This window comes from Seonamhaeicola sp. ML3 (assembly GCF_023273855.1).
Taxonomy (GTDB): domain Bacteria; phylum Bacteroidota; class Bacteroidia; order Flavobacteriales; family Flavobacteriaceae; genus Seonamhaeicola.
The window spans coordinates 1514647-1536662 of the sequence record NZ_CP096884.1 but is presented as its reverse complement, the minus strand read 5'-3'; the positions used below and the strand labels follow the sequence as shown (position 1 = coordinate 1536662).

Annotated in this window: 23 protein-coding genes and 1 tRNA gene; 14 read left to right on the top strand and 10 right to left on the bottom strand. The window is 35.4% G+C overall.

Going from position 1 to position 22016, the window contains the following annotated elements:
- Positions 1-26: 26 nt before the first annotated feature.
- Positions 27-2510 carry a hypothetical protein gene (locus M0214_RS06980; RefSeq protein WP_248724747.1) on the bottom strand — a complete coding sequence of 828 codons (2484 nt, stop codon included), beginning with the start codon at positions 2508-2510 and terminating at the stop codon, positions 27-29.
- Between the two features lie 81 nt (positions 2511-2591).
- Between M0214_RS06980 and M0214_RS06975 the strand changes: the two genes are divergently transcribed.
- Positions 2592-3068 carry a regulatory protein RecX gene (locus M0214_RS06975; protein WP_248724746.1) on the top strand — a complete coding sequence of 159 codons (477 nt, stop codon included), beginning with the start codon at positions 2592-2594 and terminating at the stop codon, positions 3066-3068.
- On the opposite strand, the gene M0214_RS06970 is transcribed toward M0214_RS06975, so the two are convergent.
- Together M0214_RS06970 and bioB are read right to left on the bottom strand one after the other, a co-directional pair.
- Positions 3058-3930, bottom strand: coding sequence for a cupin-like domain-containing protein (locus tag M0214_RS06970; RefSeq protein WP_248724745.1), 873 nt, complete (start codon positions 3928-3930; stop codon positions 3058-3060). The two genes, M0214_RS06975 and M0214_RS06970, sit on opposite strands and share 11 nt — an antisense overlap.
- A 175-nt stretch (positions 3931-4105) precedes the next feature.
- Complete coding sequence (gene bioB / locus M0214_RS06965) at positions 4106-5200, bottom strand: biotin synthase BioB (RefSeq protein ID WP_248724744.1); 1095 nt, start codon at positions 5198-5200, stop codon at positions 4106-4108.
- An 88-nt stretch (positions 5201-5288) separates the two neighbouring features.
- Here bioB and M0214_RS06960 point away from each other — a divergent pair, with 88 nt between their 5' ends.
- Positions 5289-6326, top strand: coding sequence for a sugar-transfer associated ATP-grasp domain-containing protein (locus tag M0214_RS06960; RefSeq protein WP_248724743.1), 1038 nt, complete (start codon positions 5289-5291; stop codon positions 6324-6326).
- 4 nt (positions 6327-6330) lie between these two features.
- The gene (locus M0214_RS06955; RefSeq protein ID WP_248724742.1) at positions 6331-7395 is read left to right on the top strand and encodes a sugar-transfer associated ATP-grasp domain-containing protein; all 1065 of its coding nucleotides are present in this window, start codon (positions 6331-6333) and stop codon (positions 7393-7395) included.
- A gap of 95 nt (positions 7396-7490) precedes the next feature.
- Here M0214_RS06955 and M0214_RS06950 read toward each other — a convergent pair whose 3' ends face one another.
- The 6 genes from M0214_RS06950 to M0214_RS06925 all read right to left on the bottom strand — a co-directional run bounded on the left by M0214_RS06950 (position 7491) and on the right by M0214_RS06925 (position 14102).
- Positions 7491-8927, bottom strand: coding sequence for a flotillin family protein (locus tag M0214_RS06950; RefSeq protein WP_248724741.1), 1437 nt, complete (start codon positions 8925-8927; stop codon positions 7491-7493).
- Positions 8896-9528 carry a hypothetical protein gene (locus M0214_RS06945; RefSeq protein ID WP_248724740.1) on the bottom strand — a complete coding sequence of 211 codons (633 nt, stop codon included), beginning with the start codon at positions 9526-9528 and terminating at the stop codon, positions 8896-8898. Before M0214_RS06945 ends, M0214_RS06950 begins: the two co-directional genes overlap by 32 nt.
- 148 nt (positions 9529-9676) lie before the next feature.
- Positions 9677-10831 carry a beta-ketoacyl synthase N-terminal-like domain-containing protein gene (locus M0214_RS06940; RefSeq protein WP_248724739.1) on the bottom strand — a complete coding sequence of 385 codons (1155 nt, stop codon included), beginning with the start codon at positions 10829-10831 and terminating at the stop codon, positions 9677-9679.
- 86 nt (positions 10832-10917) lie between these two features.
- Entirely contained in the window at positions 10918-12183 is a 1266-nt protein-coding gene (bioA, locus tag M0214_RS06935; RefSeq protein ID WP_248724738.1) for an adenosylmethionine--8-amino-7-oxononanoate transaminase, read from the bottom strand.
- A gap of 144 nt (positions 12184-12327) precedes the next feature.
- Complete coding sequence (gene bioD, locus M0214_RS06930; RefSeq protein ID WP_248724737.1) at positions 12328-12945, bottom strand: dethiobiotin synthase; 618 nt, start codon at positions 12943-12945, stop codon at positions 12328-12330.
- Entirely contained in the window at positions 12942-14102 is a 1161-nt protein-coding gene (locus M0214_RS06925; protein WP_248724736.1) for an 8-amino-7-oxononanoate synthase, read from the bottom strand. Before M0214_RS06925 ends, bioD begins: the two co-directional genes overlap by 4 nt.
- Positions 14103-14235: 133 nt before the next feature.
- Here M0214_RS06925 and M0214_RS06920 point away from each other — a divergent pair, with 133 nt between their 5' ends.
- The 11 genes from M0214_RS06920 to M0214_RS06870 all read left to right on the top strand — a co-directional run bounded on the left by M0214_RS06920 (position 14236) and on the right by M0214_RS06870 (position 21623).
- Positions 14236-14952, top strand: coding sequence for a CPBP family intramembrane glutamic endopeptidase (locus M0214_RS06920; RefSeq protein ID WP_248724735.1), 717 nt, complete (start codon positions 14236-14238; stop codon positions 14950-14952).
- Positions 14953-14969: 17 nt separating this feature from the next.
- Entirely contained in the window at positions 14970-15788 is an 819-nt protein-coding gene (locus M0214_RS06915; RefSeq protein ID WP_248724734.1) for a CPBP family intramembrane glutamic endopeptidase, read from the top strand.
- A 38-nt stretch (positions 15789-15826) separates the two neighbouring features.
- A complete protein-coding gene (locus M0214_RS06910; protein ID WP_248724733.1) occupies positions 15827-16297 on the top strand; it encodes a hypothetical protein in 471 nt (156 codons plus the stop codon).
- Between the two features lie 2 nt (positions 16298-16299).
- Positions 16300-16506: a helix-turn-helix transcriptional regulator gene (locus M0214_RS06905; RefSeq protein ID WP_248724732.1), complete on the top strand. Its 207-nt coding sequence runs from the start codon at positions 16300-16302 to the stop codon at positions 16504-16506.
- A gap of 45 nt (positions 16507-16551) precedes the next feature.
- Complete coding sequence (locus M0214_RS06900) at positions 16552-17010, top strand: DUF3157 family protein (RefSeq protein WP_248724731.1); 459 nt, start codon at positions 16552-16554, stop codon at positions 17008-17010.
- A 42-nt stretch (positions 17011-17052) separates the two neighbouring features.
- Positions 17053-17304, top strand: a complete 252-nt coding sequence (locus M0214_RS06895; protein WP_248724730.1) for a hypothetical protein — start codon at positions 17053-17055, stop codon at positions 17302-17304.
- Entirely contained in the window at positions 17304-17582 is a 279-nt protein-coding gene (locus tag M0214_RS06890; protein ID WP_248724729.1) for a type II toxin-antitoxin system RelE/ParE family toxin, read from the top strand. The genes M0214_RS06895 and M0214_RS06890 overlap by 1 nt, the downstream gene beginning before the upstream one ends.
- 32 nt (positions 17583-17614) lie before the next feature.
- On the top strand, positions 17615-18157 hold the full coding sequence (locus M0214_RS06885) for a GNAT family N-acetyltransferase (RefSeq protein ID WP_248724728.1): 543 nt from the start codon (positions 17615-17617) through the stop codon (positions 18155-18157).
- A gap of 29 nt (positions 18158-18186) precedes the next feature.
- Positions 18187-19443: a Y-family DNA polymerase gene (locus M0214_RS06880; protein WP_248724727.1), complete on the top strand. Its 1257-nt coding sequence runs from the start codon at positions 18187-18189 to the stop codon at positions 19441-19443.
- A 94-nt stretch (positions 19444-19537) separates the two neighbouring features.
- Positions 19538-19981: a LexA family transcriptional regulator gene (locus M0214_RS06875; RefSeq protein WP_248724726.1), complete on the top strand. Its 444-nt coding sequence runs from the start codon at positions 19538-19540 to the stop codon at positions 19979-19981.
- A gap of 271 nt (positions 19982-20252) precedes the next feature.
- Positions 20253-21623, top strand: coding sequence for an MFS transporter (locus M0214_RS06870; protein WP_248724725.1), 1371 nt, complete (start codon positions 20253-20255; stop codon positions 21621-21623).
- Between the two features lie 279 nt (positions 21624-21902).
- Here the strand turns inward: M0214_RS06870 and M0214_RS06865 are convergent.
- Positions 21903-21976, bottom strand: a tRNA-Asn gene (locus M0214_RS06865).
- Between the last annotated feature and the right edge of the window lie 40 nt (positions 21977-22016).

Genomic DNA, 22016 nt, shown 5'->3' with positions numbered 1-22016 from the left:
TATTTTAGTTTAGTGGTGTTGAATTGCTAGTTTTTAGTTGCTTTTTTGGTAATTACTGCACCGTTAGACAGCGTCACTCTAGCAATAAAAATAGAACTTTTTAGTTTTGAAAGTTTTATAATCTTAGAACTGGAATCTGCTGAAACAGTATATAAGTTTCTGCCTAAAGTGTCATAGATTTCTATAGCGTTTATACTTAAACTATTTGAAACGTCGAACTTAACATTATCATTTCCTAAGTCTACTACCCTAAGACCACCATCATCCAGCAAAGCTTTTTCTGAAGATAGTACGCTGTTATTAAAAGCAATAACAAAACGATCATTAAACTCACCAACCTCTGAAGTAAATGTGTAATCAGATTCTGATAAGTTATGTACTTTGTTTAGTAAATTATCTTTTAAATAAACCCCGTTATTAGTGATAAAATCACCTTTGAATTGCGCTAAAGATAATTTGAAAAGTGTGGGAACTTCTATATTATTTTTGAAGCCTAATGCTATGGTTTCACTCTCATTGAGATTATTTGGGGATTTCCCTTGAATGGCAAATTTTTTATCAACACCATTAATTACTGTATATAGAATGGCTGTAATATTATTACCAGCGGAAATCTTAGCAGTATCAAAATACATACCATCAAATCCCCCTGTAGCACCATTTACATACCCAATTAATACTTGATTGAAAACACCATTATCTGAGGTTAAATCAATCTTTAATTTGTTTGAAGAGTTATTCTTTTTAGTCTTACTGGAAGTTTTAAAAAACTGACTGTTATCGTTGGTTCCATAAACCCTCATACTATTACTAAAGATTACATTTGTGGTGTAGACATCTCCTGAAACCAAGGATGCAGATGCTGAATTTGACATTGAAACAAAAAATGCTTGACCTGAAGGAATAAAACGATTTGGCTCTAAACCATCACCTCCTGCTGTTTCCCCTATACCATTAATTATAGCATAATCACCATTAGAAAAATTTAGGGCTTCTCCTCCATTTGCGGTAGCAGAATAATCAGTATCCTGTGACCATAAAAATATAGCTCCATCTGTGAAGCCAGAACCTGTGTAATCGGTTCCATTCACAGTAGTTGAAACATTACTATTGGCTGCTAAAAATAAATCAGCATCAATTGCCGAAGGATATGGATTCCCTATTAAATTCCAATTATTATCATTAGTTTCGGAATCATTCCTGTAAATAGGCACTTTGTAAACACCATTATGAAAATCTCCAGTAAAAGTAAATCTAAAACTTTTGTCTGAAACACCAGGAGCAAGTGAATAGGCAAGTGAGGTAATAGTAGTAGCATAACCAACACCTGCACTCATAGTGGATGAACCTACCACAAGTTGCCAATCATTGTAATCATCATCAATATCATCTTGTCCAGGGTCGGTGGAACCATCATTATTAGTTTCAGCCGTAGCATCTAAATAGTTTTGAGCATTAAAAATAAATCTCCTATTTGCTGGTGATCTATCAATAGCTCCTTCAATTGTTTCTCCTGAAACGGGTGAACTCCAATACGTATATTCATACCAAGCATCCATTGGAGCTGTTAACTTATCGACTGTCATAGTACCATTATTAGTTATGGTACTTAAATCATTATTTTGAACAATTGAACCTTCAGGTTGAACGTCTATAGCACTATCAACATCAATAGTAATATCATTTTGGACTTCAACATAAGTGTTGTCCTCTATAGTCAAAGTAGCATCGTTAAGTGTTAAACTACATGCAGAAAAACTCCCAATACTCCCTAGAGTGTTATAATCATCGTTTAGAATAGCAGGAGTGTTTATATCTGGTCCTGTGATATTACTCCAAGCAGTCCCATTCCAAGTAACGGCCGTCCCACAGGCATTTAGTGTTCCCCAAATTTCAATGTTATCGATAGCGATATCTTCATCACCATCATCAAGATTAAAAATAATCTGGATATCTAGAAGCGAACCCGTGCCTGCAATATTCTGAGTAAACTGAACAAAAGTATCTGTGATTTCTGTACCATCTCCATCTCCATCGTAATCTGTATCGACAAATGGAGCAGAATTAAATGTACTACCATCATTTTCTAACCAAAGTAAATTATTGAAACTTCCCGTATTATCTATATCATAATTAAAATGTACGTAGTTGGGCTCATCCCAGTCTTCGTTAGCACCATCATCATCCTCAGCCAAATAAACTCTAAACTCTAAACCAGAATAACCGCTGATATTAATATTATTCAAAAGAAGTGTTACGGGTAAGGACGCTCCTTCCCCATCAATATCATTAGCTGCGAAATAAAAGGAACCTTGAATATTTGATAGTACCTCACTTGTAGTGTTAGAACCATCTGTTCTTAAGAAATAATCCTCGGCTGAATCTGTAAACTCGGTTATGCTTGTAGAATATCCTCCTGCAGATTCAAAAGTTAATTCGGCAATTTTTATCTGCCCATACCCCAAACCAAATGTCAGGAGCAGTAATATTATTGAAGTAATTTTTTTCATAGTTAAGTAGTTTTATATTTACAGAGTTGGGCTATATTTTTAAATCTTTGTTTTATATTTTATTGCATTATTTTTACAGGCATGCAGCAAGCAAAAAAAACATATACCGTACAAGAGGCTACTAGAGCATTAGAGCGCTATTGCGTGTATCAAGAACGGTGTCATCAAGAAGTTAGGCGAAAATTACAGGATATGCACATGATTCCTGAAGCCATAGATGTGATAATAGTACATCTGCTAGAGCATAACTTTCTTAACGAAGAACGTTTTGCCAAAACATTTGTTCGAGGTAAGTTTAATATGAAGCGTTGGGGACGCAGTCGATTAACTTTTGAACTTAAGAAAAAAGACATAAGCAAAGTTAATATAAGTCAAGCACTTAGAGAAATAGAAGAAACGGATTACATCGAGGTTTTCAATGATTTAGCCGAAAAAAAGGCAGCATCTCTTAAAGAGACCAACAAATATAAAAAACGAAAGAAATTAATCGACTATCTGCTGTATAGAGGCTGGGAATCACATTTAGTATACGAAAAAGCCAACGAAATTATACCCTAATATCATTTTTTGCATGCGTTCTACTTATGGCTTGGTTGTTTTTCCAATCGATCCAATCCTGACCTTTTAATCGTCGCATCATATTATCGTAATGGCGCATTAAAAAGATATTGAAAACCGCTTTGCCCAAATTTTTTGGATTTCTAGCAACGGCTCTTAAACTCATTGAAAACCCTGGTGTGATGTAGCGCATATAGTGCCAATAACCTTCTGGCATATATAAAATTTCTCCATGGTTCAACTCCGTAACATAGCCTTTGGCTTTTTGTAGTGCTGGCCACTTTTCAAAATCAGGGTTTTTAAAATCTATATCCTCTCTGGTAATTAAGGAGTGGGGGATTTTATATAAGTAAGGTGTTTGTTCTTGATTGAAAAGAATGCATTGCTTTTTACCTTCAAAATGAAAATGGAAAATATTAGCTAAATCGATATCATAATGCATGAAAGTATGGGAATCTTCACCGCCAAAAAACAACATGGGAATCACTTTCATGAGCCGAAGTCCGAAATCGGGGAATTTAAAATCTTTTTGTAATTGCGGAATCTCTTTTAAAATATTCCAAAGGAAAATTCGGTATTTTGTGGGTTCACGTTTTAATAAATCCACATAATCACTCATTTTCATTTTGGCATGCGGCTCATTAAAACCTTCTTTGTAGTCTACAGGTCGGTCGTCGTATAATGGTACCGTAATATCGCCTGCAACCTGCTTAATATAATCTAAATTCCACTTTTTATAAGCAGGCCAATCTTCAATAAAACGCTCAATAACCACAGGTTTTTGTGGTTTGAAATAATGTTTAATGAAATCCGCTTTGGTAATGGTTTTTACCCTTGGGATATCCTGTAGATTCAGTTTCAAATTGGTAAAATTAGAAGTCCAAAGTTAAGAAAAGGTTAATAGAATTAAAATACATCTTGAAAAGGCTACGACATCTTAAACGAATTGCCCTGTTCATCCCCTTCACTTTAAACTTTAAGTTGGATTCCTGCCTTCGCAGTAATGACAAAAGCATAGGTAACCTGAACCAACCCTATTACTTTAGAGCCTTTGCCTTTTCTTTAGCGGCTTCGTTACGCTCAATCTTATGTTCAGGACGAGTCCATTTTGGCTTTTCGCCTAAACTCTCAAATTGAGAATCTTGAGCTTCTACCGTTTTTGGCTGTACTTTTTTAGTGAACGGTTTTTGAGGTTCTAAACCAAGTAATGCAAACATTTCCATATCCTCATTTACATCGGGGTTAGGAGTAGTAAGCAGTTTATCTCCAGCAAAAATAGAATTTGCACCAGCAAAGAAACACATCGCCTGGCCTTCTCTAGTCATTTGAGTTCGACCAGCACTTAAACGCACTTGTGTTTCTGGCATCACTATTCTAGTCGTTGCCACCATGCGTACCATATCCCAGATTGAAACTGGCTTTTGGTCTTCTAATGGCGTACCTTCGACAGCAACCAAAGCGTTGATTGGTGTTGACTCGGGCTGCGGATTTAATGTTGATAGAGCCACTAACATCCCTGCTCTATCGTCTAGGTTCTCTCCCATACCAATAATACCTCCACTACAAACCGTTACGTTAGTTTTTCTAACGTTATCTATAGTATCCAATCTATCTTGGTATCCTCTGGTAGAAATGACTTCTTTATAATATTCTTCAGATGAATCTAAATTATGATTGTAAGCATATAAACCTGCTTCGGCTAGACGTTTTGCTTGGTTTTCGGTTATCATACCCAAAGTACAGCATACCTCCATATCGAGTTTATTGATAGTGCGAACCATTTCTAATACATCATCAAACTCCTCACCATCTTTTACATTACGCCAAGCTGCTCCCATACAAACACGAGAGCTTCCTCCTGCTTTAGCTCTCAAGGCTTGTGCTTTAACTTGCTGCACACTCATTAAATCATTACCTTCAATATCTGTATGATAACGAGCGGCTTGCGGACAATACCCACAATCTTCACTACAACCACCTGTTTTAATGGACAATAAGGTACTTACTTGCACAACGTTAGGGTCATGGTTTTTTCTATGAACCGTAGCCGCTTCATAAAGTAATTCCATTAAAGGTTTGTTGTAAATATCTAGAATCTCTTCCTTAGTCCAATTGTGTCTTGTCTCACTCATAATGGGTAGTTAATCAAAATCAAAAATAAGAATTTAAATTAAGCCGTAAGTTCTAAAATTAATATATTTAAATCCCAAAAGTCATACTATGCCAGCAAAACACAATAGACTCAAAGTTTTTTTAAAACACCCCAATAAAAAGAGTTTTTTTAAAATGATTTTTGAAGCTACTGTTTTGCTTTTCAAGAAGAAAGAAATACCTTTTTATTATTTTAAATATCTCTACAGGAAAGATGCAATAGATTATAAAGACCACTTGAGTCTTGGAGAGCAAAGGTTATTACAATACCATCCTAAAATCCATAATCCAGAAATTCTAAGTGTAATCGACAACAAACTTTTCTTTTCATTAACAAGCAAAGAAAACGGCATAAGAACTCCAAAACTGTTAGGTTATAACTTTAAATCTACCTACACTCGAAATAACAAAACATACCATATTAGTGATATAAAAACTTTAATTAACTTTTTTGAAGATATTTTTGAAAAGGATAAAGTTGATGCCGTTTTTGTAAGACCTCCATCGGACTATGGAGGTAAAGGTTGTTTTAAAATTGAAAAAAGCAATTATAGAAAAACTATAGAAAAAGACTTTCACCTACTGGTCAATAAAAACTTTGTATTTACAGAAGTTATAAAGCAACATGAATCCATAAATAAAATCCACCCCAATTCCATAAACACTTTAAGAATAGTCACCTTAATAACTGCTAAAGGAACTGTAGAAATTATAAGTGCTTTTATGAGATTTGGAGTTGGTGATAGTATAGTGGATAATGCATCTTCTGGTGGCTTTTTTGTTGGTATAAACATTAAAACTGGAACACTACAATCCCAGGGACATTACTTGCCTGAATTTGGTGGTGAGCAAATCAACAAACACCCAGATAGTGGTTATGAGTTTAAAGACTTTAAAATTCCTTTTTTTAAAGAAGCATGTGAAGCAACAATAAATGCAGTTGAAACACTACCCAATCGTTTTATCGGATGGGATATTGCAATTACACCAAAAGGACCTTTAGTAATAGAGTCTAATGGGCAACCTCATCTTCAAATTAGTAACATCGTAACGGGTGGACTATTAAAAAACAAGCATGTAAAAGATTTATTATTGGAAATAAAATAACTTTATGAGGCGTTTCGAAAATGTAGGTAGGATTAAGGTATTCCTGAAAGACAAAGAGAAGAAAAACATCTTAAAAATCATAAAGGAACTATTGGTGCTTCTAAGAAGCAAAAAAGAGATACCTTACTATTATTTTAAGCATATATACAAAAAGAAAATAACCAATTACCTTGATTATCTTAGCACAAAAGAAGTAGTGGCTATTGGTAGCAGCAAGAGACTTCATAAACCAGAGTATGTAAAAATATTTGAAAGCAAATTAACTTTTGCACTATTTTGTGAATCTGAATCCATACAAAGCCCTCAATTAATTGGATATAACTTGGGCAAAACATTCCATTCTGGAGATGAACAGGCTTCGATTAGTTCAAAAGATGAATTCTACAGCTTTTTAAAAAACATATTCAAATCTTTCAATGTTAATGCAGTATTTTTTAGACCTCATTCTGAGTTTGGAGGCAAAGGGTGTTTCAAGTTAACCAAAGATTTCTCATATACAGAAGCAGATATTGCTTTTAAGAAATTCAATGAATACGATTATGTTTTTACCGAATGTATAGAGCAACATGAAGCGATTAATAAAATTCATAGAAAGTCGATTAACACACTTCGGTTCATCTCATTAATTACCTCTGATGATAACATTAAGATACTTTGTGCCTTTATGCGTTTTGGTATAGGTAATAATATTGTAGATAACGCTTCCTCAGGAGGTTTTTTTGTTGGTATAGATAAGGATAAGGGAACTCTAGATGCTAACGGCCTTTATATGTTGGAATATGGCGGAAATGAAATATTAGAACACCCGGATAGCGGTTTTAAATTCGAAGGTTTTAAAATACCTTATTACAATGAAGCATGTGAGCTCATAATCAATTCAGTAAAAAAAATACCCAACAGATTTATTGGTTGGGATATTGCTATAACTAATCAAGGCCCTACAATTATTGAAGCCAATTCCGATCCTCATATTTTTCTTAGCGATTATGCTTATGGAGGTCTATTGAAAGACCAAGATATGCAAGATTTAATAGCAGAATTAAAAAGTGAAGAACCTTATTTGTTTTGATGTCCTAAGTTTTACAACCACCATATAAAAAAACACCTAAAAAGAGATGTCTTTTAGGTGTTTTCAAAAGTATTATTTGGATAAATAAATTCTAATTATTCCTCAGAACTATCTACGCCATTTGATTTAGATTTTTCAGAAATTGCTTCTCCATCTTTTTTTAGGTCGGCGCCTTTTAAATATTCTGGTAACTGCATACCGGCCATATTGAACATTTCTTGTAAAGGCGGTACCGATTTATACATTCCAGAAAGAAAATTAGCAGTAGATGATTTGCCGTCTTTACTACCACCGTTTTCCCAAACCGTAACCTTATCAATTTTAATATTCTTGATAGCTTCAGCCTGAGTTTTAACTAACTCTGGTAATTTATCAGCTATTAACAATAACACAGCATCTTTAGAGTTATTACCTGCCGCTTGAACGATTTTGTCGAGACCAGCAGCTTGTTTAGTCAATACTTCGAATAACCCTTCGGCTTCGGCTTGTGCTTTGAATAAAATAGCGTCTGCCTCACCTTTGGCTCGTCTTCTAATTCTCTCCGCTTCAGCTTCGGCATCAATTTCAGCTTTACGTTTCTCAATTTCTGCGGGGACGATAACATCGGCTTGTTGTGAAGAACGTTCTCTTTCAGCTCTTGCAGATTCTGCTTCTTTTTCTGCAGCATAAGACTCCTCTAATGCTTTTGCAGACTGAACTTTTTCTGCGGCAATAGCTACACGCTCTGCTTCAGCTTCACGTTGTCTACGTAACGAATCAGAATTCGCAACGGCAATTTTAGCGGTGTTTTCACCTTCAACAGCTTGGGCATTAGCTGCGGCAACTTGTGAACGCTCATCTTGAAGCGCATTAGCTTCACCAATAGCTCCATCCCTATTCTTTTCTGCAACCGATTTACGAGCCGCGTTTATGGCGTGAGCGGCTGCTTCTTTACCAAGTGCTTCGATATAGCCGGACTCATCAACAATATCAGTAATATTTACGTTGATTAGCTTAAGACCTACTTTCTTCAACTCAGACTCCACAGATTGCGAAATATTGGCCAGAAACTTATCTCTATCCGAGTTGATTTCCTCAATATCCATGGAAGCTACTACCAAACGTAATTGTCCGAAAATAATCTCCTGAGCCAATTCCTGGATTTCGTTTTGTCCTAACCCAAGTAAACGCTCGGCCGCATTTTGCATGATGCCGGGTTCTGTAGAAATACCAATGGTAAATCTTGATGGCACATTAACACGAATGTTCTGTTTTGAAAGGGCATTTACAAGATTTACCTCAATAGATATTGGGGTTAAATCCAAATACTCATAATCTTGAATTACCGGTAAAATAAAGGCTGCACCACCATGGATACATTTAGCAGATTTACCACCGCCTACTTTACCATAGACTACCAAAATCCTGTCTGAAGGACAGCGTTTGTAACGTCTAATTAAAATGATTAAGAATAGGAATATAAATAATACTCCAAAAATAAGGGCTATAGGAAAACCTAGATTAAGACCTTCCTGCGCGATCAGTAATTTCATAAGTGTGTTGTTTTATTGGTTCAATTGGTTTTTTATTTTCTCCTACTATTAAAATGCCGTTGGCCGTTACGTCAACAACCTTTATGATGGTTCCCGATTTTAAATCGGTTAAAGAATCGGTTAAGGCATCAAGTTCCCTTAACGAACCTTGAATCCTTACACTAACTTTGCCCATACTACTTCGGTTGGCACCAATGGTTAAGTAAACTTCGCCTATAGCATTTAACGCATTTTTATAATTTAATGTACCGCTATCTGTTAGCTTCCCCATAAAGTAGAACATGGCAGCCATAATTACCATCATGACTAATCCTGCTAAAAAGGCAATGGCTATAGATAATGGATTATTTAAACCCGCTTCTAAACATCCTATACCTGTCCAACCGAAAATGGTAAAGAAACCAACCAAATTCTTAAAGGTGATAAATTGAAATCCGATACCACCATCGGCATCAATTTCAGAGTCAACATCTTCAAATTCATCGGTATCACCACCAACAAAAGCCAAAATAACAACAATGATAAAAACCAGCGAGCCGATAATGGCTATAAGCCAAAACATTTTCGCAAGAAATTCCAGATTAGAAAACCACTCAGTCATAATTTATGAGAATAAACATTAGTCAATCATCCCATGGAAAAACCATAAGACACTCTAGGTGAAACATTAAAATTCCGAGGGAAACCTCGTCTATCTAAAGCTCGTCATTGAGCAATTAAATATACAATCTTTTTAAAGCTTTTCAACTTTATTTTGAAAGAAAAATAGTCACAGCATTCCCTCCAAAACCAACGGCATTAATTAGTATATTTTTGATTTTTTCAGGTTGTTTTTGTTCCTCTAAATAAGGGACTCCTACAAAATTTTGATGCTTTAACATTAGAATGGCCAATTCTAAGCTTAAAGTTCCTGAAGCGCCAAAGGTGTGACCTACTTTCCATTTATTTGTAGTTAAAGCAGGCATTTTGTTACAGAAAACTTTTTCAATGGCCTTGAATTCACTTATATCGCCCTTGATGGTTCCTGGGGCGTGCATCACAACAATATCAATATCTTCTGGAGATATATCACCTAAAGCCATTTTCATGGAACGCTGAAAACACTGTGCATCACTTGAAATCGAAATATTGTGTTTAAGAATTTCGGTAGCATAACCAATACCTTGCACTGTGGCCAAGGCGTTATCTTTTTGTCCTTCCTCTAAACAAACCATAGCAGCACCTTCTCCCAGAATCATGGTATTCTCCTTTTTGTTAAGATTTAATGCTTGGCAAGGAAAATCACTTTTACTCCTTGAATATATTTTTAAGGCTTGCATCTGAGCTATTGTGAATGGTGTTAAAGGTGCTTCGCTCCCTCCTACCAAAAATTTATTGCACATGCCAGAGTTTATCCAAGCGATACCATTAAGCATGGCATGCAAAGCAGTTGAACACGTGATGGAATGGCTAATTTCCGGTCCTTGCGTTTGTAAATCGTGCGCCACCCAGGAGGCAATATTACCTAAAGTCGTAGTGGGCGAACTTAAAGTTTCTGCCTTATTGTTTTCTAAAAAGCCTTTATAATAATCTTCGAAAAGTGACGTTGCCCCTCGAGATGAGCCAATATTAATTCCGAAGTTATCGGTAGCATCCCAGCCTGCCTGTTCAATGGCTTTTCTGGAAGTATAAATGGCGTACAGAACGGAATCATCCAGAGATTTATACTTACTATCTGATTGTCTTAAACTTTCAATTGCTGCTTTAGCTTCATTTGGAATGGAAGCCACCGCTACGCTCTTATCTTGGAAAGCTTTTTCAGTTGTAAAAGACTTACTTTGAAGATAGTTGTTCCAAACCTCATCTTGGTCTTTTCCTAAGGAAGAAATAGAAAAAACAGCTGTAATTGAAATTGGCTTTTGCATATTTTGTCATGCTGAATTTATTTCAGCATCTTATTCTATTTGGACGAGACCCTGAAACGAGTTCAGGGTGACATCGGTTGGCAAATTTAGACTATTTCTAGTGCTTGCTCAATAGTTTTATAAATTTTATCCAATTGCTTTTTCGAGATGGTATAAGGCGCTTGTATATAAATGGTTTGACCTAACGGACGAAGAAAAACACCATTACCCATAAAGAAGTTCAAAAGTTTATCACGAAGGTTTCCGTATCGCTCCATTTCAATGTCTAAATCGAGAGCGAAAATAACTCCGGTTTGTCTTATAGATTTTACCTTAGGGTGATTTACAATTTTAGCTCCAAAATCTTTATGCGATTCAATTATTGTTTTGATGTTACTTTGAATTACTTCAGATTGCAACAATTCCACACTGGCCAGGGCGGCAGTGCATGCAATCGGATTTGCCGAATAGGTATGGGCATGAAAAAGCCCTTTCCCAATATCATCGCTATAAAAGGCATCATATATTTCTTGAGTGCAGGTAGTAATAGCCATGGGTAATAAACCTCCAGTCAATGCCTTACTTAAACAAATAACATCTGGCTTTGTTTCTATTGAATGAGATGCAAAATACGTTCCTGTTTTACCAAAACCGGTCATAACCTCATCGGCAATTGTTATGATGTTATTTTCTTTACAAAGGGATAGAATGTCGTTTAATCCATGAGCATCATACATTTTCATAGCAGCTGCTCCTTGAACCAACGGTTCATAAACAAAACCCGCGACTTTATTCTTTTCTATGATGCTTTTTAACTTGTTTAAAACGTCTAAATTATTTGAACCATTTGGCGTAGGAATACGTTCAACAGTTATAAAAAACTCTTCGAAAGGTCCGTTGTAAACAGATAAACCCGATACACTCATAGCGCCAAAAGTGTCACCATGAAAACCATCTTCAAAAGCAATTAGCACATTACGTTTATTGTCCTTATTGGAATGATATTGCAATGCCATTTTAATTCCTATCTCAACCGAAGTAGAACCATTATCACTGAAGAACACTTTCTCCTGATTATCAGGAAGAATTTTAATAAGTTCTTCGGATAGTTTAATGGCCGGTTCATGGGTAAATCCGCTAAAAACAACTTGATCAAGCTGCTTCATTTGGGCTGATACTTTATCTGTAATATAGTCGTTACAATGCCCGTACATACAGGTGTACCAAGACGCAATGGCATCTATATATTCATTACCATCTTCATCATAAAGCACGCAATCTTTTGCCTTTACAATTGCAATGGCCTCTGGATGCAACTTATGCTGCGTTAAGGGGTGCCAAATATGTTTTTTATCACGTTCTTTTAGCGTCATTCTTTTGTCATTCCTGCGAAGGCAGGAATCTATTTTAGTTATTTTCTGTGGATTCCTGCTTTCGCAGGAATGACAACTCTTATGTTAAATAGTAAAACCAGAGTGTTTCAGCTTAAAACTCTCAGAGTGACGTAACTCATCAATTTATAAATTTTTCAAGCCACCTCTGAAACTATCAGCATATTCCTTTACCACATTTTGATCAAAATAAGGTTCTTCATCAATTCTTCCTATCACATTAACATCAGTCATTTTTTTAATGATGCTTTCGGTAGAAGGATGTTCATCTCCACTAAATAAGACTGCTACCTTAAAACCCTTTTCCTTAATCGCATTTATGGTTAGCAAACTATGATTGATGCTTCCCAAATAATGACGTGATACTACAATGACTTTATCATCAGGTTTAATTAAATCAAAAATCGTTTCATTATCATTAATGGGAACTAACAATCCGCCGGCGCCTTCAATCACCAGATTATTGGTGGTTTCTGGACGTTTAATCTTAGAAACTTCAACTGAAACACCATCAATTTCGGCTGCAGCATGCGGACTCATAGGTGTATTTAAGGCAAAAGCATTGGGGTAAAATTTAGATTTAGAATTTGGCACCAATCTCTGAACTTTTTTTGTGTCACAATTATCTAAATCACCAGCCTGCACCGGTTTCCAATAATCGGCTTCTAAAGCCTCTGTAATAATAGCCGAAGCTACCGTTTTTCCAACGTCAGTTGAAATTCCTGTTATAAAATATGTCTTCATATTTGCCGTACTGAATTTGCTTCAGAGAGGACAAAAGTAGCAAGTAAGCTTAAAACATTCGCTATTTCTTTTTCAGAATTATAACTATGTAAACAAAAACGTAATCTTTCTTGCCCTTGTGGCACTGTCGGTGACAAGATAGGTTTTACATCAAACCCTTGGATTTGGAGTTTTTCGGCAATTTCTTTTACATTGTTATTCCCAGAGATAACACAACAATGAATTGCCGAGTGGCTTTCTATAAAAATATCCTGAAGATTATTATTTAGAACATTATTCTTAAAGTGCACTATATTTTGAAGCAATTGCTGTCTCTCTCCCGTAGACATTAGCTCTGAATAAGCGGATTGAACGGTCGCCAAAGTATGTGGCGCTAATGCTGTTGTATAAATAAAACTCCTACTAAAGTTGACGAGATATTGCTTTAATTGTTCACTACCCAAAACAGCAGCACCATGACATCCCAGTGCTTTACCAAAGGTTACAATTCGCGCAAATACATCATGTTCTAAATTTAAGTTTTGTACCAATCCCTCGCCTTGATTTCCAAAAACACCTACGGCATGAGCCTCATCAATCACCAAAAAAGCGTTATGCGTTTTACAAAGTTCTGAAAGCTTTTTCAAATCGGGTGAGTCACCATCCATCGAAAAAACAGATTCGGTAACCACATAAATAACGTTGTCATGTTGAACCCGTTTCAGCATCTCAGAAAGATGCTCTAAATCGTTATGTCTAAATTTATAGGCTTTGGCATTTCCCATAGAAATCCCATCTCTTATAGAAGCATGACTGTACTCATCATACAGAACCACATCGTCACGCTGCGGAACACAGGAAAAGAACCCCACATTAGCACTATAGCCCGAATTGAAAACCAAAGCCGATTCACAATTATGAAAATTTGCCAAAACATTCTCTAGAATTTGGTACATGGGATGATTTCCTGATAATAAGCGAGACCCTGTGGCACCATTTTGAGCCAGCTTATGGTCTTTTAGATACTTATGTGCACTTTCATAAATAGACTCTTTATTTGAAAACCCCAAATAATCATTAGATGAAAAATCAATAAGATTGTTTTGGTTTTTAAGGCTTCGTAAAGCGTTATTGGCTTTACGGTCGTCTAACTTTTGCTGTAGTCTTTTGGGAAACATAAATCAAATGTACAAAGACCTGCTAGGTTTTAAAAACCTAAAAGGTTCAAAATAAAAAAACATCCTTTTTTAATAAAAATTATTGTTTTTCAATAATTTTTATATTTTTGTTATTGAAAAACAATAATTTTAAATGAAGAATCTTGTCACCAATCCGTTAAATAAAATTGATTTAAAAGCATGTGCTATCGATTTGGCCATTTACATCACCATCCTATTTCTAGCAAGAGAAATCTACATTGAAAAATTTGGACTAATTGCCAGTGTTTTAATAGGATCTTTTATCGCCTTGGCTGCTGCCACATGGAGGATGAAGGTTAGGCGTATTTCTTGGAAAGATTTGGGGTTATGTAAACCTAAGAGCTGGAAAAGAACCTTAATAATAGCGGGATTAATAATTATCACCTGTATCCTTTCAATAATACTAATTGAAATTTTAAAAGAGATTTTCCCAGATTTATTTAGCTGGGAAACTGTAAATAAGGTTAAAAAACATAAAGGTGGTCCAAGATTTGGAAATCTGAAGGAAAATCTTCCCTTATTCTTCTCCATCATAATTTTTATATGGATGGAGTCTGCGTTAGAAGAACTAATAGATAGAGGGTTCTTAATGAATTGGTTAGAACGATTATTCTCTAAAACACCATTTACAACAGTTTTAGCAGTTATAATTCAAGCTGCACTTTTTGGGTATCGCCATTCTTATGACTTATCAGAAAGATCAATAACCGTAGGTATATTGGGATTTATTATGGGTTTGGCATATATGTATCTAGGTCGGAATTTATGGGCTTTAATTATAGCGCACTGTATACTTAACTCTTTTTCAATGTTAGAAAGAGTCTTTTAAAAACTTATAAAGAAAATATGAAGCAATATCTACCCCAACCAGTTATTAGAGACCTAGAAACTCAAAAAAAATACAGATGGCAAACAGCTGTAACGCTTTTAATCTTATTCGTAGTTAGCGCTATAGTCAATATCCCTTTTTCAAAAGAAATAAGAAGACTAAAGTTAAAACCCGGAGAAATTGACCCTAAACTGAGTGAACCTATTATGAATTCTATTATAGAAGTCGGTATATCTAGTGCTACTCTCGGTATCGTTTTTATCCTTCTTGGTGTTTTTACATGTAGGAAAACATATTTAGGCACTCCGAATCTTACAGCGATTTTTTCCAAAACGCCAAAATCAAAATATTTCAACAAAAGTGTTATCCTATCAAGTATTCTTATCGGGACTTTGGTAGCAATAATTTTACTAGGGGTATTTGAAATACAAAAACAAATATACCCTGTCGTTGCAGTAAACAATAGACCGTCAGGGTTATTTTACATTTTAGCGTCTTTTTCAGGGGCTATTTCCGAAGAAGTAGTGTTTAGACTGGGCATTATGTCTTTAATAGTAGCTATCATTCAATACTTAAAAGAAGTAGAAAAACCTACGAATACAATGTATTGGGCTGGTATTATTCTATCAAGTCTTTTGTTTGGTCTTATCCACATACCCATGGCTGGTAATTTTTTTGAAATAACTGCATTTACAATAGCTGTAACCATGGTTGGAAATTTAATAACTGGTATTACTTTTGGATTGATTTTTTGGAGATGGGGACTTTTAAATGCCATACTATCTCATTTTGTATTTGATATCGTTTTTCATGTTATAGGTACTCCTTTTAGCTAATAAGTTAATCCTTATATTTGATTTTAAATTAAAGAGTCATGAAAAGAATAAAGATTCTCCATAGATTTTTAATCTTGATAAATAGTTTACTTTTTGGACTATTAATTTTCATTTTAGTCCTTTTAGTTATTCCAGATTTAATATTTCAAAAACAATATGATGATAAGGTATTAGGTATGTTTAATCACCTCATCGTTTTTTTACGAGGTTTATTACTTTTAATTGCTCTTTTTCAAGTACAAAAGGGCTTAAGTGCCATTATAAAAAATGGATTCTATAACACTTTTAGTGAAACTAAGTTTAAAAAAGGTGGTTTCTTCCTAATTCTAGTAGGAATAATAGGTATTGTTTTTAATATCATCACTAAAACCGAACTGGATTTAAATGTATTCATCACAAACTTTGTAGAATTATGTTTTGTAATTCTCGTTGGTTTGGGATTGTATATACTTGCCGATTTTATTAAAAGTGGAGGAATTCTAAAACAAGAAAACGACTTAACCATTTAGCCATGCCCATAGTTGTAAACTTAGATGTTATGCTAGCCAAGCGAAAAATGAAGAGTAAAGAGCTTGCGGAAATTATAGGCATTACAGAAGCGAACCTTTCCATCTTAAAATCGGGCAAAGCCAAAGCCGTAAGGTTTTCTACTTTAGAAGCTATCTGTAAAGCGCTCGATTGTCAACCAGCAGACATTTTAGAGTGCATTGAAGAATAAAATTGTACTTTTGAATCGTATCAATATGAATTATTTTTCCAAGTTATGAAATCCATTGTTTATGCTTTAGTATTCCTATTTTCTTTTGTCAGTTTCTCTCAAGACAATCACATCGTTAAAACCGAAGACGGTCGTCGTGTACTACTCAAAGCAGATTTTACTTGGGAATATATTGATTTGGTAAAACCAGAACCAACTAAACAAAAAGAAAAAGAGATTGAAAAACCAATTTCTTCTAATGAGAATTCTTGTAGCTTATCAGCTAACTACACAGAACCGGAATTGAACAAAAAGGTTCAGAATCAATTAAAAAAAGGGCGTGCAACCATTGCTCACGTTAAAAAGAAGGTTGCTAAAGATTTTAATTGCGATGTTAAAGATGTCATCCTTCTATTGGCTTCAGAAACAAAAGAAAAAGGCACCTATAAGTTTTGCGTAAACGGCACTAAGACTGTTTACAAACGTACCGGACACAATATTGCAAAAAAATTGAAGCTTTTTTAAAATTCGCTATTTATACGTATCTTAGATGTAAATAAAGTGGTTATGATACGAGAAAAGAAAAGAAAAGAAGTTTCCTTAGATAGCGACACCTTGGCTTTACTACAAATTCAGGCTGAAAAAGAAGGACGCAAACTTAAAAACTACATGGAACATGTCTTAAAGGAGAAAGCTCATAGTTTTGAGTTAACCGAAGAATACAAAGCTATGATGGATACTATGCTAGATAAACATAAAAAAGGGCAATTAAACTATACGCCTTGGGAAGAAGTAAAAAAGCAGCTACTTCGTAAATAATGGTCTATCAAATTGAGCTGTCTGATGAAGCTAAAGTAAACATTAACGAAGCTTCTGAATATTATTTAAAAATTTCCAAAGCATTACATGACAAGTTTATTGCCGATGTGGTAAAAACCATAGATGGACTACAAGACAAACCATTACACTTTCAAATTAGATATAGAAGCATAAGGATTGCACATACAAATGTATTTCCCTTTGGTGTTCATTTTATAATTGAATCGGCTACTATAAGAATACTCAAAATTCTTCATCACAAACAATACTACAAATAAACGATATCCTTCACGCATTTATTTAAATATACATGAACCTAAACATTGCTTATTGCAAAGCTACATGCGATGAAGAACTACATCAAATTTTAGAACTTCAAAACATAAATCTTCTTTCAAACGTTCCCGAAAACGAAAAGCAAACCGAAGGCTTTGTTACGGTGCATCATGACTTTGATGTTTTAAAAGCTATGAACAATGATTGCGCCCATACCATTGCAAAATATAACAACAAAGTTATTGGATATGCGCTATCCATGACCAAGGCGTTTCGAGAAGATGTTGACATTTTAAAACCTATGTTCCAACAAATTGATATGGTAACCAAACCCAACCTTAACTATATCGTTATGGGCCAAATCTGTGTCGATAAAAACTACAGGGGGCAAGGTGTTTTTAGGGGACTTTACAAACACATGAAAGACACATTTCAAAATCGGTTTAACGCCATTATCACCTTAATAGATGTGAAAAACGTACGCTCTATAAATGCCCATAAAGCCATTGGATTTAAACTTTTAAAGAACTTTCCGCAAGGCGATAAAAGTTTAGACCTCGTTATTTTAGAAATTTAAACCATCATTTTATCGTACCTTTACAATCTATGTTTGCATTAATAGATTGTAACAATTTCTATGCTTCTTGCGAACGTGTTTTTAACCCTAATTTACAAGGAAAACCTGTCGCTATTCTCTCTAATAACGATGGTTGTGTTATCTCACGAAGTGATGAAGCTAAAGCACTAAAACTGCCTATGGGAGCACCTATATTTAAATGGGAAAGCTTCTGTAAGGCAAACCATATTACTGTACTCTCTTCTAACTATCCACTTTACGGCGATATGAGTAACAGGGTTATGAAAATTCTTGAGCAGTTCACCCCCGATGTAGAAGTTTATAGTATCGACGAAGCTTTTGTTGAATTTAAAGGCTTTAAATACATTGATTTGCAAGACTGCGGTATTGAAATGCGACAGCGTATTTTAAAGTGGACTGGCATACCAACCTGCGTTGGCATGGCTCCCACTAAGGCACTCAGTAAAATAGCGAATAAAATTGCTCGTAAATTCCCAAAAGAAACAGGCGGGGTCTATGTTATAGATTCTGAAGAAAAACGCCTTAAAGCATTACAATGGATGCCACTAGAGGACGTTTGGGGTATTGGTCGGGGCTTGCATAAACGATTAAAAGCCAAAGGATGCCAAAAAGCCATTGACTTTGTAAACCTTTCCGATAGTTGGGTAAGGAACAACTTTGGCACAACAGGCTTTAAATTAAAAAAAGACCTAGAGGGCATCCCTCAATTAGAACTCGATGAAATCACTGCCAAAAGAGCTATTGCCACTACTCGTAGCTTCGATTATACTTATAGCGACTTTAATTATATAAAAGAACGTATTGCCACCTTCGCCTCTAGCTGTGCAGAAAAACTACGTAAGCAAGGCTCTAGCTGTCATGTTATCTATGTTACGTTAAGTAGCGATAGGCATAAGAAAGATGTAGAACAGCATCGTGGCAGCATCGTGATTAACCTTTCATACCCTACCAATTCATCATTGATTATTAGTAATGAAGCCGTGAAGGCCGTAACTTCTATTTTCAAAAAAGGAATTAAGTACAAAAGAGCTGGTGTAGTAGTATCTGGTTTGGTACCAACAGACAATTTTCAACTTAATATGTTCGAAAAAGAAAACCCTAAGCACCAACCTTTAATGAAGTCTATAGACCGTTTAAATACCAAATACGGAGATTATAAAATTAAAATTGCCAACCAAGATTTAGAACGTACCTGGAAAATGCGACAAGAACGGTTAACACCGAGATACACGACCAACATAAAAGATATTATTGTGGTAAAATAATTAGTATCTTTATAGGCGCTGTTACTCAACTTATAGCGTTACCAAAAAAGTACTAGCCGTTTCACGGCATTCCTAAATCAAAAGATATAGCTAAATGATACTGCACAAATCTACAAACTTAACATTCTTTACTCCCGAAGACACAAACGAAAATCTTGGAGCCTTATTTTTCGATGCTGGAATTTCTGCAGGATTCCCATCTCCAGCCGAAGATTTTAAAGAACAACGCCTGTCTTTAGACAAAGAACTTATAAAGAACAAAGAGGCTACTTTTTTTGCACGTGTTAGCGGTCAATCCATGATAGACGCAGGGCTAGATGATAACGATTTACTGGTAATAGACCGAAGCCTTGAACCAGAAAACAATAAAATAGCCGTATGCTTCTTAGATGGCGAGTTTACTGTAAAGCGCTTAAGAGTTCAAGGTGATGAAGTTTGGCTAAAACCCGAAAATCCAAACTACCCCATTATTAAAGTTACTCCCGAAAACAGCTTCGTAATCTGGGGCATTGTTACCAATGTTATAAAAAAGGTATAAAGAAACATTTCATTTTACTCAGGATTTAATCGCTTCAATCCTAAAGCACCGCATAGATTCTCCGTTTATTTTTACGATCTAAGTTTACTACGTAGTACTTAAAAAATCAAAATTTACTGATTACCAATTAGTTATGTTAAAAACCTGCGAAAAAACATAAAATAAGCTGCTTAAAAGCACCATTTTAACTTCATAAAAACATGTATGTTTGCGAACTCTAAGTATTAATTAAGTATTAATACTTAAAAATAGTCGTAAAAATACAATAGTCATGAATACATTAAGCACCAGTAAGGCCACAAAAATAAACCTTACAGATTTTAAAACGGTTCAAATGAGAACCTTTCACTTAAGTTGGATAGCATTTTTCTTATGTTTCTTTGGTTGGTTCTCTCATGCACCACTAATGAAATCTACCATTGCACCAGATTTAGCATTAACAAAAGCACAAACGACCCTTGCCTTTATAGCTTCGGTTGGTGTTACTATTTTTGCACGCCTTCTTATTGGTTCTTTATGTGATAAAATCGGTCCCAGAAAAAGCTACGTATACCTACTAGTCTTTGGAGCATTTGCCGTTGCTGGATCTTCTTTTGCCAACACTTGGGAAACCTATTTATTATCTAGGTTAGCCATAGGTGTTATAGGCGCTTCTTTTGTTATTACACAATATCACACCTCTGTAATGTTCGCGCCAAATGTAATTGGTATTGCTAATGCAACTACTGCAGGTTGGGGTAACCTTGGTGGTGGGGTAACCAATGCAACTATGCCATTAATTGCCTCTGGAGTAGCCGCATTTGGTTTAGCAGAAGCTACGGAATCTTGGAGAATAGCCATGTATGTGCCTGCCGCCATTATGCTATTAGTCGCTTTCCTTTACTGGAAATATACCACAGATTGTCCCAAAGGGAATTACGCCGATTTACCAGAAGAAAGACCACAAACCAAAAAAGGAGAAAAAGGGTTGTTCTTAACTGCTGCTTCAGATAAGCGCGTTTGGATTTTATTTTTAATGTATGCAGGGTGTTTTGGAATGGAACTTTTTGTTACCGGAAAAGCATCTACTTATTATCAAGAAAAGTTTAGTTTAAGTCAAGAAGCTGCAGGATTTATTGTACTCTTCTTTGGTGCAATGAACTTATTTGCACGTTCTACTGGAGGATGGATTGCAGATAAATTTGGTAAAAACTCTGGACTAAACGGACGAGTAAAAATATTGGTTTACGTAGTAGTTGCCGAAGGCTTAGCATTACTACTGTTCTCGCAAATGAATTCATTGAGTTTAGCTGTAACTTCAATGGTATTTTTCTCATTATTTGTACAAATGGCCGAAGGTGCTACCTATTCTGTAGTACCTTTTATAAACAGAAAGGCTTTAGGAGCTGTTTCTGGTATTGTAGGAGCAGGTGGTAATGTTGGTGCTGTACTATATGCACAATACCTATTAAGAAGTGGCTCTAGCTTACAGGAAGCCTTCTTCGCTTTCGGGTTTGTGGTAGCCATTGTAGGTTTCTTAGGCTTGTTAGTAAGGTTCTCTCCAGCAGAAGAACAAGCAGCTAAAGATGAGCAAAAGAAATTGGAAGCCTTACAGAAAGAAGTAGATACTATAGAGACCAAAGCCAAAACGGCTATAGCATAATAAATTTTTATTGAGTTAGTTAATTAACCCCCTGTGGAATATTCCATAGGGGGTTTTTATGTTTAAATAATTAAGACTTAAGCTAAAAGGACAACGAATTATTCTTTACTGATTGTTTTAAGAAAAAGGTATCAACAAAAAACCACTCAAAAAATTGAGTGGTTTTTTAAATTCTGCTCCCCTCTTGGGATTCCTTCGACTATGCTCAGGATAAGCTTATCGCAACAAGAGCGGAAAAGAAAAAAGAGCTACACTTTCATGTAACTCTTTTCTATTCTGCTCCCCCTCTTGGGCTCGAACCAAGGACCCTTTGATTAACAGTCAAATGCTCTAACCAACTGAGCTAAGGAGGAGTGTTCTTCCGTTTTGCGAGCGCAAATATATATATATTTT

Bases quoted from the DNA above. Each gene is read 5' to 3' on its own strand.
- M0214_RS06905 (WP_248724732.1), top strand. From the start codon at position 16,300: ATGCCCATAGTTGTAAACTTAGATGTTATGCTAGCCAAGCGAAAAATG.
- M0214_RS06895 (WP_248724730.1), top strand. From the start codon at position 17,053: ATGATACGAGAAAAGAAAAGAAAAGAAGTTTCCTTAGATAGCGACACC.
- M0214_RS06875 (WP_248724726.1), top strand. From the start codon at position 19,538: ATGATACTGCACAAATCTACAAACTTAACATTCTTTACTCCCGAAGAC.
- M0214_RS06900 (WP_248724731.1), top strand. From the start codon at position 16,552: ATGAAATCCATTGTTTATGCTTTAGTATTCCTATTTTCTTTTGTCAGT.
- M0214_RS06885 (WP_248724728.1), top strand. From the start codon at position 17,615: ATGAACCTAAACATTGCTTATTGCAAAGCTACATGCGATGAAGAACTA.
- M0214_RS06975 (WP_248724746.1), top strand. From the start codon at position 2,592: ATGCAGCAAGCAAAAAAAACATATACCGTACAAGAGGCTACTAGAGCA.
- bioA (WP_248724738.1), bottom strand. From the start codon at position 12,183: ATGACGCTAAAAGAACGTGATAAAAAACATATTTGGCACCCCTTAACG.
- bioB (WP_248724744.1), bottom strand. From the start codon at position 5,200: ATGAGTGAGACAAGACACAATTGGACTAAGGAAGAGATTCTAGATATT.
- M0214_RS06915 (WP_248724734.1), top strand. From the start codon at position 14,970: ATGAAGCAATATCTACCCCAACCAGTTATTAGAGACCTAGAAACTCAA.
- bioD (WP_248724737.1), bottom strand. From the start codon at position 12,945: ATGAAGACATATTTTATAACAGGAATTTCAACTGACGTTGGAAAAACG.
- M0214_RS06980 (WP_248724747.1), bottom strand. From the start codon at position 2,510: ATGAAAAAAATTACTTCAATAATATTACTGCTCCTGACATTTGGTTTG.
- M0214_RS06870 (WP_248724725.1), top strand. From the start codon at position 20,253: ATGAATACATTAAGCACCAGTAAGGCCACAAAAATAAACCTTACAGAT.
- M0214_RS06950 (WP_248724741.1), bottom strand. From the start codon at position 8,927: ATGAAATTACTGATCGCGCAGGAAGGTCTTAATCTAGGTTTTCCTATA.
- M0214_RS06920 (WP_248724735.1), top strand. From the start codon at position 14,236: ATGAAGAATCTTGTCACCAATCCGTTAAATAAAATTGATTTAAAAGCA.
- M0214_RS06925 (WP_248724736.1), bottom strand. From the start codon at position 14,102: ATGTTTCCCAAAAGACTACAGCAAAAGTTAGACGACCGTAAAGCCAAT.
- M0214_RS06940 (WP_248724739.1), bottom strand. From the start codon at position 10,831: ATGCAAAAGCCAATTTCAATTACAGCTGTTTTTTCTATTTCTTCCTTA.
- M0214_RS06955 (WP_248724742.1), top strand. From the start codon at position 6,331: ATGAGGCGTTTCGAAAATGTAGGTAGGATTAAGGTATTCCTGAAAGAC.
- M0214_RS06880 (WP_248724727.1), top strand. From the start codon at position 18,187: ATGTTTGCATTAATAGATTGTAACAATTTCTATGCTTCTTGCGAACGT.
- M0214_RS06945 (WP_248724740.1), bottom strand. From the start codon at position 9,528: ATGACTGAGTGGTTTTCTAATCTGGAATTTCTTGCGAAAATGTTTTGG.
- M0214_RS06890 (WP_248724729.1), top strand. From the start codon at position 17,304: ATGGTCTATCAAATTGAGCTGTCTGATGAAGCTAAAGTAAACATTAAC.
- M0214_RS06960 (WP_248724743.1), top strand. From the start codon at position 5,289: ATGCCAGCAAAACACAATAGACTCAAAGTTTTTTTAAAACACCCCAAT.
- M0214_RS06910 (WP_248724733.1), top strand. From the start codon at position 15,827: ATGAAAAGAATAAAGATTCTCCATAGATTTTTAATCTTGATAAATAGT.